This window comes from Oribacterium sp. NK2B42, assembly GCF_000424445.1.
In the GTDB taxonomy this organism is placed as follows: domain Bacteria; phylum Bacillota; class Clostridia; order Lachnospirales; family Lachnospiraceae; genus Oribacterium.
Window position 1 is genome coordinate 1 of record NZ_AUJX01000064.1, and the last position, 14,192, is coordinate 14,192.

Here is a 14,192-nt window from a genome sequence, read left to right on the forward strand (position 1 = left end):
AAGAAATAAGACATGCTTTGTCGGACTTGTCAGATGCAATGTTTGATGTTACAACGGGACCTTGAGGAGTGTAAGAACTTGACTTGAGGGTTAAAAATCTTAGGAAGTTAAGATCAGGAACAACATAATTGCCGCAAGGGTTCGCCTTTGGTAAAATGTAGCCATAAAGAAAAGGAAGCGGCAGTTCTTGAAATGTGTTGCAGCCCATCTTCGGTTCAAAGCATTGCGGATGAACTCGGAGTAAGTAGAGCTGCGTTACATTTTATTACCTGGAGCATATCTTCAGTGTGATGAAGGAATATGTATCGTTAGACGAAAAAGGAAAGCCGGATTTCAGCATGCTGCCTAAGTCTGTGATTGAAGATCTATTGCCTTGGTCTCCGGCTCTGCCGGAAAAGTGCCATAAAAAACGCCGCTAAGTGCGGCGTTGGTTTAAAGGATGGCGCATGATTTGACGTTTATCCACTTGATAATTCCGAAGCTGAAAGGAAGATCCGTAACTTCGTCATTTCAAGAAAGAACTTCGTGATGATCGATTCTTTGGCCGGTGCTCAGTCAAGTGCTGTTTTATTTTCAATGGCTGAAACAGCCAAAGCAAATAATCTGAAGCCGTATGATTATTTCGAGTATATCCTTAGGGAACTGCCACAGCACCGTGACGATCCAGAGAATCAGCAGAAACAGTTCATAATAGATAACCTGCTCCCCTGGTCTCCGAATTTATCGGAGTACATCAGGAAGGTTTAATATTGCTCGACCTGTCAATTGGCGGGTCGGGGTTGTTTTTTGACCACGTCGATTTTGAATCGTTTACGAAAAGAAGGAAGCAGAAGTGTATGCATTGCGTGATATCCACTTCATCGATGCCGTTACTATCTTCAATGACTTAACACGTTATGAAGAGCCGGATGAAAAGCATAGTATCACTGAGGAGCGGTTAAGAACTATTGGATTAGCTGTGGTTGATGGCGCGCCGATAGTCATCACGGTTGTGTATATGACGCAGGATGATGGTGTAATCCGTATAATCACTGCTTGGAAGGCGATTGCTGAGGAAGTGAAGAAGTACAAAGGGTGAAGGTGAATAAATGCCTGATGATATTCAAAAACCAGAGCTGAAGAATAATCAACATTATGTGTTTCAATCCTATCTGAAAGCATGGACTGATGACAGGAATGAATTGTGGGAATGCAAAAGAGGTAGAGAAAAGATTATTCGTAAGGGAACCAAGAGTACGCTTAGTGCTTTTAGAACATATGAGCTTAAAGATTTAAATGATGATGAACTCCAATTTTGGGAATTGTGCATGGATGTGTTCAGGCTAAATGACCAGAACAAACAGTTAATTCGTAATCATATTAACATGTACTTGACTCCTTTTAGAGGAAGGAAAATAGTAGATGGCCTGAAAGCAATAAATCCTATACCTAAGGGGCATCCTGATTATCAGGAATTGGAGAGAATATTTGGGAGTCTGGAGCTGAATCTGGAAGAGGCCATAGTTAATACAGATGAAGACTTCTTCAGTGATTACGAAAATGATGGTAAGAAATGGTTTGACAGGATTATGGAAGGTGACCTGTCGTTTTATTATCCAGAATCCGATGGTGCGAGCAGCCCGGATTATACTGAACGAAATGACTTTATCACTTTTATCTGTATTCAGTATTTTAGAACAATTGAAATGAGAAATGTCATGACTGAAAATATTCAGAACATGATTACAAATTCTATTAACCTAAAGGATTATGTGTTTGATAGAACAAAAGTTAGGGCAGATCATATTTTGCCACAGTACAGTTGGATGTTCTTTATTATGATTTCTGTAGGGTTCACATCAAGAAATGCTCATTTGACAGTGCTACATAATAAGACATCACTTCCATTTATCACATGTGATCAGCCAGTAATAAACTTAAAGAGCGAGAAGGGTAAAGAACTTAAAGAGTTTGTCATTTTTTATCCATTATCTCCAGATGTGGCGATAATTGTAAATGATGAAAGCGTGCACAAGGAAAAAGTGATTGATAATAAGATGATTATTGATGACTTCAACCGGAAGATGATCGAGCACTTTGATAAATATTTGATAAGTAATAAGAAAGAAGTATTAGAGGGTATGCGGGAGATGTACCTTTGAGAGGAAACTGGACACATATAGAGAGCCAGTGAAGGAGTAAGTAATTCGGTGAAAATACAAATGAGTAATAGAGACGAGTTTACGGATAAGATAAAAAGCGTTCTTTATGAAAGAGTAGGAGGGATATGTTCTAATCCTAATTGCAACCATGTAACATCAGGACCTCACACTGATTCTGAAAAAAGAGCATCAATAGGCGTGGCTGCACATATTACTGCGGCGTCAGAAGGTGGACCAAGATATAATAAAACGCTTACTTCAAAAGAACGGGCTGCTACCGAAAACGGAATATGGTTGTGTAATTCTTGTGCAACACTCATAGATAAAGATGCGGAAAGATATTCTGTCGAAAAGTTGAAGGCATGGAAGAAACGTGCTGAAGAAAGGCAACTTATGCGTCTTGAAATGGCAGCAGATTTTGCAGAAGATAGAAAACTACTGGAGACCGCTTCTAGATTCATAGCAGATGTCAGGCAATGGGTTGAGATATATTTTGACCAATCTGAATTGATGGATTCATATAAGGAAATATGGGGAAGTCTACATTCCTTATTGGCAAAATATAATTATGATAAGAAATACCGATATGGCGGTGACTTTAAATCGTTAAGAGAGGGACTCAAAGGTGATTTTTATAAGGAAGAGTCGCTGACAATAATTGAGGATTATATAAACAACAGTTGTCAGAGTGGTGTGTATGATAACTCCGAGTATCGTAGATTCGGTACGTTCCTACGTGAAGCGATTGATAAGGCTGACAAAGACATGAGGCCATATTACTATAAGATTAAGGAGAGTAAAGAAAGACTGGTTATTGGGAATAAAGATTATCAGTATCTTAGAATGATTTCAAAGAATTCAGAAAAGCTTCTAAATGCAGTAAATAGTCTCTATGATAAAGCTAACAGTATAGATCAGAGCTATATGATTTATGATGAAAAAGGAAGAGCAAAATATAAAGATGATATCGAACGTATTATTGCAGACATAGAGTATTATGTTGGGAATAATATCTGTGACTATGATAATTAGCGGTGATGATAAATGATGTTTATACAGGAAGATCATATATTCCTATTGATGAAGAGAAAATGATGTGGTTCGATGATTGGAAGCACCCAACAGATAAGGTTATTAAATATTTCGCAGATGCATTTGACGTTGTATTTTACAATGATGAGCAGAGATTGAACTTTTTGTGTCTTGGTAAAGAACCTCGTTGAAAAGCTTAATGCTGTTTATCACACTCGGATGAATAAGGATACAATTGATAAAATGGCTGATGGGCTTAAAGCTGCAGGTGAAGCCTTGAAAGAACATATAAAAAGTGGGAATCCGGATGTTGTGATGCAGGTTGCTGGACTTGCGGGTGGTAATAAGTTTGTATTCGCCACAAAGTACTGCTCATTTGTCATGCCGGAAGCATTTCCAATTTATGATAGTATGGTGATAAAAACGCTGAATAAATTTCAAGAGATGGATTGTTTTTATTCTTGCAGTAATTTTAAGGACTTGAGATTTGAATCATTAAAAGACAAAGGGAATTATGCAGAATTTCGAAGTATTATACGCTGTTTCCTTTGTCATTATAAGCTTTCAGCATCATATAAGGAGCTTGATAAATTCCTTTGGCTAGTAGGGAAGAATGCGTAATATATCAAACACGTAGAAAAAAATAGAAGACTCTGGAGGAAAGGTAATGAGTATATCCTATTTGAAAAAAGTATTTGAGAGGATAGAGCGTCTTGACTCCATCTCGGTTCAATTGCTCCGTGTGACAAACAATAAAGAAGGAACCAAGTACTTTGCTCGTCAGATTGAAGTACAACCAGAAGAAGAACTTGATGAATTTATCAATACAGTCTGTGAAAAGTACACTAAGGATTTATCTTTAACAGAACCAGTTGACGAATATAAGGGCGATATTGTAAAGGGGGTTATTTACAAGCTGCCAGTTAGTGATGAAATGATTTCAGAGTACTATCAGACTCTTGATATGATTGTTGCCAATCCAAGTACGGAAGGCGATGTGATTATGAGAGAATGGAATGCTCTTCTTATAAAGGGAAAGATAATGATTGATGATGAGGAACAGGAAGTAAAGCTTATTTCGATGAAGTCTCCTGTATCAGTTCTAACAAATTAGTTTCTGCTTTCAGGCAAAGATAGGTTTAGAAAAGTCTCTGATCCGATTCTAACTTTGAACAAAAATCTCGATGTAGTAATTATCAACGATACTTTCTATCTGCTTACCATGCAAGCGGAAAACCTCTTTAATATGGAGCGTTCATATAAGCTACGCTGTGGGATCAAGATTGAAGAGATTGCAGCTCTTGATATCCTGTCAAATACTGATGCTTTCAGAGCTGTAGCGTCCAAAGGACAGAATCCAAGACGATTTGTTTCTTTCAATCAAAGCCGACTTGATGCAATTAAAGATATAAACAGCCGGAAGAAGTATATGAAGATGTTCCAGATTAAGGTGAAAAACGGGAAGATAGACACAGAAGATCCAAAGTCTTCCGAACGCTTGGTTAAATTTCTATGTGATAAGGCAATGCTGGATCCGATTGATGAAGAGCCGAGAGAAGTGTCAGCTGCAAAGGCGTGGTCATGATATTTGAATTTGCAATGTATTACCTTTCTTTTCTACCGCTTTGGATATCAATTATCATCATTGATATTATTAGCATAGTCAGAAATGATGGAAACTTATGGACCGAGAGAATAAGTGTACCAGCAGTCATAATTGGAATTATTATATGCTTAGTGGTTGCATACAAGTGGATTAATGAAAAGGGAACCCAGAACAGGGAAACATATATCATTGAAAGAGCAAGAGAAGAAAGATTTGTGACAGCTGAATTTTTGATGACTTATGTGCTTCCTTTATTTGCTTTTGAGTTCACGCAATGGGATGGAATGATGCTATTTTTGCTGTTCTTTGGCATTTTCTGGTTTCTAGTTTATAGACATAAGTATTTTTGCACAAACCTTGCATTGGAGATTTGCGGATATAGAGTTTATGAATGTGAACTGAAATCTGGGAATCAGACTATAATCAAGCGTGTTGTCAGTAGAAAAGAACTTGACGGAATGGGAGGGAAGACGATTCGGACAAGGAAGTTCAACAATGATTATCATTTTGAAGTTGGGCGAGAACGAGGAGGCGAGTCATGAACCAGAACCTTTTCACAGACCCTAAAACTAACATTCTCCGAGGCAGACATGGACATGGCAAGATCACACTCATACCACAGCCATCTTTCAGAAAAAGAACGCAAGGTAATCCGACATTTCCAGAAGAAAACCAGCTCATCCAATGCACGTACTCAATGCGCAATACTTCTCGCAGCCGACTCCAATGGCCGAAACGAGAAAAGTTATGCTGAAATAGCATTATACTCTGGCGCTTGCGTCGGCACAGTTATAAAGACACTGGCAGAATTCCTTGAGTCAGGTTTCGCAATGATGATCACACCTGAAAGGAATTCGAATTTAGATACGGCTCGACTGCCTGTAACCCTGCCCCAAAAGGAAGGGTACGCTGGACGCTGAGTCTGTTGTATAATTAGACGATGGTAGTCCTTGAGAACAATGTCTCAATCAGCAGGGCTACCATAGGGAGGACCCTTGTGAAGAATGATCTGCGACCACATCTGAGTGAATACTGGTGTATACCTCCGTCAGAGGATGCGGAATTTGTAGCAAATATGGAAGACATACTCGATGTCTACCAGCAGCCATATGACAACGAGTATCCATTATGGTGTATGAAAAACCATACCAGATACTTGATGAATGCCGAAACCCACTTCCCATGAAAACGAGTAATGTGGCGAAGATTGATTCTGAATATGTCCGCAACGGCACTGTCAGTATCTTCTGTTTTGTCCAACCGCATTCCGGAAGAATACTGCATGCGGTTGAGTCGACAAGAACGGCTGTGGACTGGGCTGAAAAGATAAAATATCTTGTTGATGAGATCGGACCAAATTCCAAGAAGATAATTCTTGTGATGGACAATCTTAACACGCACAGCCTAGCTTCTCTGTATAAGGCTTTCCCTCCTGAAGAAGCGAGAAGGATTGCCCGCAGACTTAAAGTACATTACACACCTAAGCATGGTAGCTGGCTTGACATTGCTGAAATCGGTATCAATGTAATGACTCGAGAATGTCTTAATCGTAGGATTCCAAGCATTGATGCATTTAAGCAGGAGCTTAAAGCCTGGAATGAAGAATACGATAAAGATCCCTCTCCGGTAAACTGGCAGTTTGTTGCAGAGGATTCAAGAATCAAACTAAAAATACTCTATCCTGACATCGCTAAAAATCGCAGGGAAAGAGATGAACGTCAAGCTGCCAAGCCACAGTGATGTTTTGTGTGCCTGACCAGCATCGGTCAGGCTAAATATAGCTCTCATTCTTTCAAAAATGAATGAGATGCTACATTAGACTGCTTTTCCAAATTGAAGACTTTTGCCAATCTGTTATGGGCAACTCTCAGGTCGGAATGATCATCAGTAACTATGGTGTTTTAAGGTTTTACAAGAGATTACTTTTCAGACCCTGTCATTACTGATGAAGTGCTGAAACAAGTGTTCGAAATGTTGGATAATGGAGAAGAAGATATGAAGGGGAACAACTGTAAAGAGCTTGAAGTAGGGGTATAACAAATGGATCCGTCATTGAAATGGACAATAATTGGTGCTCTTGGAAGCTGGGCTGGAGCAATTATGGGTGTTGCAGCGATTTTAGTCGCCATCAAAGCTTATATTCAACCAATGAGAATTAAACTAAAAGCTTCAATATCAAATGGTATTATGACAGTCGCGGGAATTACATTCCAAGCATATACCGTTTCTTTGAGCAATATTGGAATGAGGACTGTTACAATTGACAGTATTATGCTTTCAACGAGCAAAAAGAATTATTTCCTATCCGCCCTCGAGATGAATACGGCTCTTGCTGTCTATCAACCAGAATTCCCCATAAAACTGGAGCAAGGGGCAAAGACAGACATGTATTTTCAGAAATACAAATTGGACAGCCAACTCGCGTATTTATTTATCAAAAACTCTGAAGATGCTACTGAGACGGTAATGATTAATATAAACATTGCTGGTGAAAAAGATTTGAAGGTAAAAACTTCATTCAAAGTTGGCGATTTCATAAGGATGAAAGATTGGAAGCCGGAAACTAAACTACCGGAAATACTATAAGGGCTTTATAAACTATGAGTACCAAGAGAGTTCTGCGTGGTCTACACTTTCTATAGCGTGCGCATCTGTGTACTTTCTATTCATGATTTTAAGGAATGGACTTTCACAATTACTTGATGAGTACGCAGACCTTCCTTTTAAAAAACGTTATACTAAAGCTTTTATTGATGTAATTGACAGATTGATGGAAGATGGAGAGTTGGATGTAATCATAGATGGAGTGTATATTGATATTGAGCCATATACATTGCTTAAGGATAAGAAAGCATTATATATAAAGAAACATGGTTGACGGACAAGTCTTTAATGGGAACTTCAGATACATACGCAATTTAATGAATAAAAGATAATAAGGGAGCATGTTCCCCTTGAGATTAATAAATAATAAGTACTGTGAAGGTTAGATAGGCTGATAACGACGCTGATTCAAATGCTGCAATAATACTAAGAAAGAGAATTTAGGTAATATAGTTCTGCACAAAAGGAACGTGTAATGTGTGTCTTTGGCACAAGGCCTGAGGCAATCAAGATTTGTCCTTTGGTTAATGAAATTAAGAAAAGCTCACATTGGTGCCGCGGATACTTGCATACAAGAATGAAATTCAACTGAGGATCCTTGCTTATGTCAAACATCAAAATGGAGATATTTAATAGACTACTATTCAGGCTCTTAAAGGTGCAATACGTGAAGGAGACTATGTATTTTTTGTAATGCTTTCAAACTATATGAAGAATGCAAAGAAATATCCGGATAATACACCGATTATTCGAGGAATAAAGGGTATATTGATAAAAGGAGAATGTTAGACGATGAACAAAACAAATGATTGGAGTAAACTTGATGAGTTGTTACTTGCAACCCCTCCTGTATTATTTCTTGGTGCTGGATTTTCGCGAGGTGCAATAAATAAGGCAAATTCAGAGGATGGACATGGGTTGAAAAAGATTATTCTAGATGATTTTTTTAGGGACGATCCAGATTATGAAGAATTAGAAAAGATGAATCTTAGAGACCTGTGCGAAGAAGCATATATTGCAGGGAAAAAGTCTGAATTAATCGAACTATTGACAGAAAGTTTTAACAATACAACAGTAAGAGACAAGAACGATTATCATTTAAAACTAGTCGAATATCCGTGGGCAGTCATATATTCCGTGAACATCGATGATTTGGTGGAATATATATATCGCTTCGAAAAGAGGAAGCTTGTTGTTTGGCATGGAAATGGCAAACAACCGCAGAATAATGGTGTTACAGAACTTATTAAATTACATGGATGTGTAAATTACCCGGAAGAAGGATATATATTTTCGAGAAGTGATTATACAGATTTGACTTCATCGAAGCTTGATGCAAAGCTCAATGAATTTACGAGCGATCTTCTTTCTAAAAATGTGATTTTTGTAGGTGCTAGCTTAGATGAACCTGATATTGAGTATTATTTGAGTGTATATGAAAAAGCTGGTTATACGAGAACAAATCAAATCTTTTTTATTGATCCTAAGCCTTCAAGGTCATTAAGAAGTCGTGTTAAGAGGTTAGATGCAACATTAATTGAAGCGTCAGCTGAAGAATTTATAAATCATGTATCTAGTCTGAAATTTAATCCTAACGAATTGGAAAAGGCAAGGATTAAGCTTGAGTATTATGGTGTTCACAGATTATCGGACGTTGAGAAAATATTTGAAAGTCCTTATGATAGTAAGATATATGAAGGCTCTTATTGTAAGTGGCAGGATGTAAGTGAAGGATGGCTTTATGATGATGAAAATTATCAGAATGCCAAAGAGGAACTTGAAAAGTTGTTATCAGATAAAACCAATAATAACCATTGCTATAGTGTCTATGGAAGAGTTTTTTCTGGGAAGAGTTGTTTGATAAAAAAATTGGCCTATGATCTGTCAAAAAAAGGTTTTGAAATACTTGAGTATAGAGGGAAAAGATTTAACTACTATTCAGTGGTTAATTATATTAAGTTAAGTTCTTCTAAGAATCTGGCATTACTAATTGATAATGCAAGCTATTATTATGAACAGATTGAACGACTTTTACATGAGCAGTTACCAGGGAAGCAACTTCTGATATTAACAGCTTCAAGAGAATACTACCATAAGAGAAAGAGGTATTACCTTGAAGGAAATAGTTTTATAGACTGCAGGCAGATGGACAAGTTTTCAAGGTCTGACGCATGTAATATCAGGGATACACTGGACAAAAAGGTTAGATTATCTTATATGACTACTATGGATAAAAGTCAGCAAGTCGCTGAAATATGTAGACTCGGTAGCGTATCAAATTTGATAGTAGGGTTAACGTATGGAGGAGTAATAAAAGGTGCGAAGATAAAGTATGTAAAGACATTTGAGAACTTAAATACTTATGAGAAAAAGCTTTTGATAGAGTTGGCGATACTCGATGAGATGGAGTTTGAGTATTACCCAATGGAACTATTTGTTGAAAGATATGGATCAATTATAGATTTTTATAATAATTGCAGACTAACAAGACTTGTCGATTTCATCCGATTTGATGAATTTGGGCTATCGCTAAACAATACCATTATTGGAAAAGAAATACTTGATAAAGCAAAAAATAAGGAGCAAATAATTTTAGAACTTCTTAAGACCATTGCGAATAGAGTTTATGAGGAAGACAGGAGTATATGGTATATTTTATTTCAATGCTTGTTGAAAGTTGAAATCCTTGAAAAACGACTTCGAATTAGAAAGGATAGCATAAAGAATATGTTTCTAGAGTTAAAGTCAGAATATGGTAAAATTAGTTATTTTTGGCTTCAGTTTGGACTATTTGAACAAAGTCAAGGCGCCTATGTAACAGCTTTGGGCTATCTCGAAAAATCTGCAAGTATTAGACCGAAGGCTTTCAAGATTCAGCATGCACTTGCGAGAAATTATATGTGTTATGCAAATAGTCTTGGGAATTTTGAAAAAGCAGATGTGCTTTTTAAAACGGGAGAGTCTAAAATGAAAGCCCTAATTGAGAGCACTAATTCTATTGAGCGGAAAGCTCGACCATATTCTATTAGTAGTTATGTGTCAGAAAAAGTTAAGTTTATTGATAAATTCAAGCAGTATCAAGCTCCTTCAGGTAATGATTTAAAATATATGGGGAGAATATTAGAATATGTGGAGCCTGATGACTATACGAAAAGTGCATTTCATAAATTTTATAGACTATTAACTATTTTGGGGAAGACAAATGTTGTAAGAATGACACCGCAAAGCCCATATTTTAAGTTTATTGGAGAAAAAGTGGATGATACTATAGAAGAAGATGAAATAGATGTATTTGATTAGAACATTGAGGAGAAATGGGCTCATAGAAGCCGCTCCATATCCAGAACGCACTACTTTAATCAATATATGTAACTAATTGGTTGTTTGACAAAGACTGTAAAATCAAGGCTTTTGTCAAATATTTACAAAAAAGAATAGAGAGAACTATTAATGAAGCTAAAGATTAAAAATATAGGTAGATTTCATGATGATACTGCTATCGATATTGATGGAATAACGGTTCTTGCAGGAGTGAATGGCATCGGAAAAAGTACAATAGGCAAGGTGCTTTATTGTTTATTTGGAAGTCTTCATAACTATATGAAGCAGATTGATGATGAACGTAGTGCATCGGTGTACCGCGTTTTACGAAATGCATTCATTCATAATAATACTGTGCCAGGTTCGCGGCATGGAATCAATAGAATTATCAATCATTTAGCTGATTTGGCAAAGGATGATTTAGGAAAAGCGGCATTAGTAAAAAACATTGCAGGTATTCTTGGCAAAAATGAATCGGAGCTAGATGACGAGATTGTTAATAGAATCATTAAAGTATTAAAGTATTCGGACGAAGAAATTCTGAAGGCAATCATAAATAAAAGATTAGAAGCGGAGTTTGACGCACAAGTAGGACATGTAAATTATCCAGGTGAAGAATCATGTATTAGCTTGACCATTAATAATAATACGATAGTGATCTATCTGAATGATGGAGAACTGAAATTAGAAAATAACATGGAGTTGTCTGAAGATATTGTGTATTTAGATGACCCATATGTTGTTGATGATATGGATAAGATAATATATATGGGTGATTATTCTCATCGAAGTAACCTTATTGAAAAACTAACTAATAAGGATGATAAAAGGATTACGATTATAGATGGGTTAATAGTTAATGAAGGTCTTAAAGCTATTATTAAGAAAATCAATCAAATATGTGATGTATCTCTTGGACAAGGTGAAGAGGATGAATATCAATATAAGGAAAGAGCATTAAAAGAGAGACTGTCAGTTAAGAATTTATCTACAGGAATGAAGAGCTTTGCAATCATTAAAACATTACTAATAAAAGGGTATGTTGAGGAGAATGGGGTTATTATTTTGGATGAACCCGAAGCGCATCTTCATCCTGAGTGGATGATTGTATATGCAGAAATAATAGTTTTGTTGCAAAAAGAATTGAAAATCAATTTTGTCATAAGTACACATAGTTCAGAATTTTTAAGTTATCTTGATTATTATATTAAAAAATATTCTGTTATAAATAACTGTAAATTTTACCTTCTTGAGGAGAATAAGAAAGATCCTACAATTACCAATATTTTTGATTACAGTAGTAATTTGGATAAAATATATGATGTTTTGACAAGGCCGTTTATATGGGTCAGTAAGGAACTGGATTCTCAATTATGAAAGATTTTTTAGAATTAAAACATTTTGAAGAATTTAATAATTCAAAAGTGCATAAATCATTAAAACTGACCTCGAAAGATGACAGTAAAATACCAGCTGAGTACATGACCCAGTTAAAAACAAGAGTGATTGATTTTGATGATGTCAAGAAATTTTATTTGCAAAAATATGAGATTTGTGAAGATAATGCAAAGTCAGTAGATGCTTTATATAAATTGGATGACAGAATATGCATGACTGAGTTTAAAAATGGTGATTTTACAAGTGGTGAAATTGTAGAAAAGGCTCTTTCAAGTGCTATGATGTTTATGGACATCACAGGTTGTAGTCTGTCAGAATTTAGAAAAAAATCATTATTTGTATTAGTATACAATAAAGATGAGAAAAGAGTGGAGTCAAGGCAACTCTCGGCATATTACAAATCAAAACAGTCTAGAGGAAGGTATAGTATATTTCGGTTAGATCATCTTTGGGACTTCTGCTTTAGTGAAGTCAAAGAAATTGAGAAACAAGAATTTGATCAATCAAAATATGCTAAAAATATAATTGCTTATTGATTAAGCGGCATTCCATCTTACAGAATGTATTACGGTGCAACGATCATTAATAATGTTTAGAGATTATTTTGAGATTGCCAGTAAAAGACTGTGAGTTAGAGATTTCACATAAAAGGAAGTTATTAAGGAAGAACGGAGGTGCCCATAGATGGAATATCATGATATTGACCCGTATACACTGCCAAAGGATAAACAAGCGTTATACATAAACGAACCTTGGCTTGTAGACAAGACTTTATTGGAGCTTCCGATGCATCCGGAACCAGAGGAAGAAAAAGATAATATACGAGTGTATGTTCCGCTTGATCTAAACAAAGAAGCAATATTGCGAAGACTTGACAGGGTGATTGTGCAGTATGGTGAAGCCAATGAGTATAATGAATCGGAGTTCTCGGTTGATGTTGATAGGTTTGTTTCACAGGTGGAAATCTATGATCAGATTTGGAGTATTCGGCATGTGCCGGAGGAGGGAAAGCATAGTAGAGAGGCGGTAGAACTCGTTAAAGAGTTCGTTGAAAGACTTAAAGATATTCCTGATGGCTGCGCAGAGTGCTTTCCATTCGAAACTATAGACGAGCTATCAAGGGAGTATCTTGATTGTTATGCTGCCTTACGGTAAAATAACAGAGGACTAATTAACCCTCAAAGGAGAGCGCAAATGTATCTTAACTGCAAGGTAAAGATCCCGGATACGGAAGGGAAGATCTCTGTAAAGACAATCAGCGGAACCGCCTATGTTTACTATGAGTACACACGTACATATAACAAGGATAAGAAGTACACCGAACCAAAAAGGACATGCATAGGTAAACGAGATGAGGAGCAGCCGACATTCCTCTATCCGAACGAGAAGTTCTTGAAGTTCTTTTCAAGGGAGTTGCTGCCATCAGAAAAGGAGGGAAGACTCAGGAGCGGATGTCTCCACATCGGGACGTTTATTGTTATAAGGAAGATCATATCTGATCTTCACTTGGATGAGATAATTGCCAGGATTATTGGCAAGGATGCAGGTTTGTTCATTGATCTTGCCGCATATTCCATTATCACGGAAGACAATGCCGGACAGTACTATCCGGATTATGCATATAACCATGCGCTGTTCACTGACGACATGAAGACATACAGTGACTCAAAGGTTTCTGATTTCCTGCAGGATGTCACTGTTGATCAGCGTATACTATTTTTGAATGAATGGAACGCAAAGAGGGATCATAGGGAAAAGATATATATTTCATACGATTCTACCAATAAGATCAGCCAGGCCGGTGACATTGAGATCGTAGAGCTAGGACATGCAAAGAAAGGTCTGGAGACAGAAATATTCAACTATGCTATCGCATTCGACAGAAACAATCAGTTACCGCTCTGCTACGAATCATATCCCGGTAGTATCGTGGATATATCGCAGCTTCAATACACACTAAAAAAAGCGAAAGGATATGGTTATGAGCATGTAGGATTCATTCTTGACCGTGGCTATTTCTGTAAGGAGAACATACAGTTCATGGATGACCTCGGCTATGATTTTGTGATCATGGTCAAAGGGATGAAGTC

Annotated in this window: 17 protein-coding genes and 1 pseudogene; all 18 read left to right on the forward strand. The window is 36.8% G+C overall.

Features of this window, described 5'->3' with window-relative positions:
* Positions 1-471: 471 nt before the first annotated feature.
* Positions 472-543, forward strand: a pseudogene (locus G625_RS23200) (hypothetical protein); the annotation flags it as partial.
* Entirely contained in the window at positions 529-747 is a 219-nt protein-coding gene (locus G625_RS0113475) for a transposase domain-containing protein (RefSeq protein WP_029201527.1), read from the forward strand. The pseudogene G625_RS23200 and the gene G625_RS0113475, both read left to right, overlap by 15 nt.
* 58 nt (positions 748-805) lie before the next feature.
* Positions 806-1,078, forward strand: a complete 273-nt coding sequence (locus G625_RS20010; protein WP_084152909.1) for a BrnT family toxin — start codon at positions 806-808, stop codon at positions 1,076-1,078.
* A 10-nt stretch (positions 1,079-1,088) separates the two neighbouring features.
* Complete coding sequence (locus tag G625_RS0113485; protein WP_029201528.1) at positions 1,089-2,141, forward strand: DUF4238 domain-containing protein; 1,053 nt, start codon at positions 1,089-1,091, stop codon at positions 2,139-2,141.
* Between the two features lie 60 nt (positions 2,142-2,201).
* On the forward strand, positions 2,202-3,173 hold the full coding sequence (locus tag G625_RS21505; protein ID WP_156885135.1) for a hypothetical protein: 972 nt from the start codon (positions 2,202-2,204) through the stop codon (positions 3,171-3,173).
* Between the two features lie 243 nt (positions 3,174-3,416).
* Positions 3,417-3,794 carry a hypothetical protein gene (locus G625_RS20020; RefSeq protein WP_198014902.1) on the forward strand — a complete coding sequence of 126 codons (378 nt, stop codon included), beginning with the start codon at positions 3,417-3,419 and terminating at the stop codon, positions 3,792-3,794.
* A 46-nt stretch (positions 3,795-3,840) separates the two neighbouring features.
* Positions 3,841-4,287 (forward strand): hypothetical protein, encoded by a 447-nt coding sequence (locus G625_RS0113505; RefSeq protein WP_029201530.1) that lies wholly within the window; start codon positions 3,841-3,843, stop codon positions 4,285-4,287.
* Positions 4,288-4,290: 3 nt separating this feature from the next.
* Positions 4,291-4,758, forward strand: a complete 468-nt coding sequence (locus G625_RS0113510; RefSeq protein ID WP_084152910.1) for a Kiwa anti-phage protein KwaB-like domain-containing protein — start codon at positions 4,291-4,293, stop codon at positions 4,756-4,758.
* A complete protein-coding gene (locus tag G625_RS20025) occupies positions 4,755-5,321 on the forward strand; it encodes a hypothetical protein (RefSeq protein WP_044932800.1) in 567 nt (188 codons plus the stop codon). The genes G625_RS0113510 and G625_RS20025 overlap by 4 nt, the downstream gene beginning before the upstream one ends.
* Before the next feature lie 54 nt (positions 5,322-5,375).
* Positions 5,376-5,699 (forward strand): hypothetical protein, encoded by a 324-nt coding sequence (locus G625_RS0113520; RefSeq protein ID WP_156885137.1) that lies wholly within the window; start codon positions 5,376-5,378, stop codon positions 5,697-5,699.
* 208 nt (positions 5,700-5,907) lie between these two features.
* Complete coding sequence (locus G625_RS20030) at positions 5,908-6,519, forward strand: transposase (protein WP_156885138.1); 612 nt, start codon at positions 5,908-5,910, stop codon at positions 6,517-6,519.
* Positions 6,520-6,819: 300 nt separating this feature from the next.
* Positions 6,820-7,365, forward strand: a complete 546-nt coding sequence (locus G625_RS0113530; RefSeq protein ID WP_029201533.1) for a hypothetical protein — start codon at positions 6,820-6,822, stop codon at positions 7,363-7,365.
* A gap of 82 nt (positions 7,366-7,447) precedes the next feature.
* Positions 7,448-7,657 (forward strand): hypothetical protein, encoded by a 210-nt coding sequence (locus tag G625_RS0113535; RefSeq protein WP_029201534.1) that lies wholly within the window; start codon positions 7,448-7,450, stop codon positions 7,655-7,657.
* Positions 7,658-8,175: 518 nt separating this feature from the next.
* The gene (locus tag G625_RS0113545) at positions 8,176-10,683 is read left to right on the forward strand and encodes an SIR2 family protein (RefSeq protein WP_029201535.1); all 2,508 of its coding nucleotides are present in this window, start codon (positions 8,176-8,178) and stop codon (positions 10,681-10,683) included.
* 150 nt (positions 10,684-10,833) lie between these two features.
* Entirely contained in the window at positions 10,834-12,081 is a 1,248-nt protein-coding gene (locus G625_RS0113550; RefSeq protein WP_029201536.1) for an AAA family ATPase, read from the forward strand.
* Positions 12,078-12,638, forward strand: coding sequence for a hypothetical protein (locus tag G625_RS0113555; RefSeq protein WP_029201537.1), 561 nt, complete (start codon positions 12,078-12,080; stop codon positions 12,636-12,638). Before G625_RS0113550 ends, G625_RS0113555 begins: the two co-directional genes overlap by 4 nt.
* A 148-nt stretch (positions 12,639-12,786) precedes the next feature.
* A complete protein-coding gene (locus tag G625_RS0113560; RefSeq protein WP_049895911.1) occupies positions 12,787-13,257 on the forward strand; it encodes a hypothetical protein in 471 nt (156 codons plus the stop codon).
* A gap of 39 nt (positions 13,258-13,296) precedes the next feature.
* Positions 13,297-14,192, forward strand: an 896-nt coding sequence (locus G625_RS0113565) for an IS1634 family transposase (RefSeq protein WP_029201539.1), incomplete at its 3' end; no start/stop codon positions are given.

Bases quoted from the DNA above. Each gene is read 5' to 3' on its own strand.
- G625_RS0113475 (WP_029201527.1), top strand. From the start codon at position 529: ATGATCGATTCTTTGGCCGGTGCTCAGTCAAGTGCTGTTTTATTTTCA.
- G625_RS0113485 (WP_029201528.1), top strand. From the start codon at position 1,089: ATGCCTGATGATATTCAAAAACCAGAGCTGAAGAATAATCAACATTAT.
- G625_RS20030 (WP_156885138.1), top strand. From the start codon at position 5,908: ATGGTGTATGAAAAACCATACCAGATACTTGATGAATGCCGAAACCCA.
- G625_RS0113505 (WP_029201530.1), top strand. From the start codon at position 3,841: ATGAGTATATCCTATTTGAAAAAAGTATTTGAGAGGATAGAGCGTCTT.
- G625_RS0113530 (WP_029201533.1), top strand. From the start codon at position 6,820: ATGGATCCGTCATTGAAATGGACAATAATTGGTGCTCTTGGAAGCTGG.
- G625_RS21505 (WP_156885135.1), top strand. From the start codon at position 2,202: ATGAGTAATAGAGACGAGTTTACGGATAAGATAAAAAGCGTTCTTTAT.
- G625_RS20020 (WP_198014902.1), top strand. From the start codon at position 3,417: ATGGCTGATGGGCTTAAAGCTGCAGGTGAAGCCTTGAAAGAACATATA.
- G625_RS0113545 (WP_029201535.1), top strand. From the start codon at position 8,176: ATGAACAAAACAAATGATTGGAGTAAACTTGATGAGTTGTTACTTGCA.
- G625_RS0113560 (WP_049895911.1), top strand. From the start codon at position 12,787: ATGGAATATCATGATATTGACCCGTATACACTGCCAAAGGATAAACAA.
- G625_RS0113550 (WP_029201536.1), top strand. From the start codon at position 10,834: ATGAAGCTAAAGATTAAAAATATAGGTAGATTTCATGATGATACTGCT.
- G625_RS0113520 (WP_156885137.1), top strand. From the start codon at position 5,376: ATGGCAAGATCACACTCATACCACAGCCATCTTTCAGAAAAAGAACGC.
- G625_RS20025 (WP_044932800.1), top strand. From the start codon at position 4,755: ATGATATTTGAATTTGCAATGTATTACCTTTCTTTTCTACCGCTTTGG.
- G625_RS0113535 (WP_029201534.1), top strand. From the start codon at position 7,448: ATGATTTTAAGGAATGGACTTTCACAATTACTTGATGAGTACGCAGAC.
- G625_RS0113555 (WP_029201537.1), top strand. From the start codon at position 12,078: ATGAAAGATTTTTTAGAATTAAAACATTTTGAAGAATTTAATAATTCA.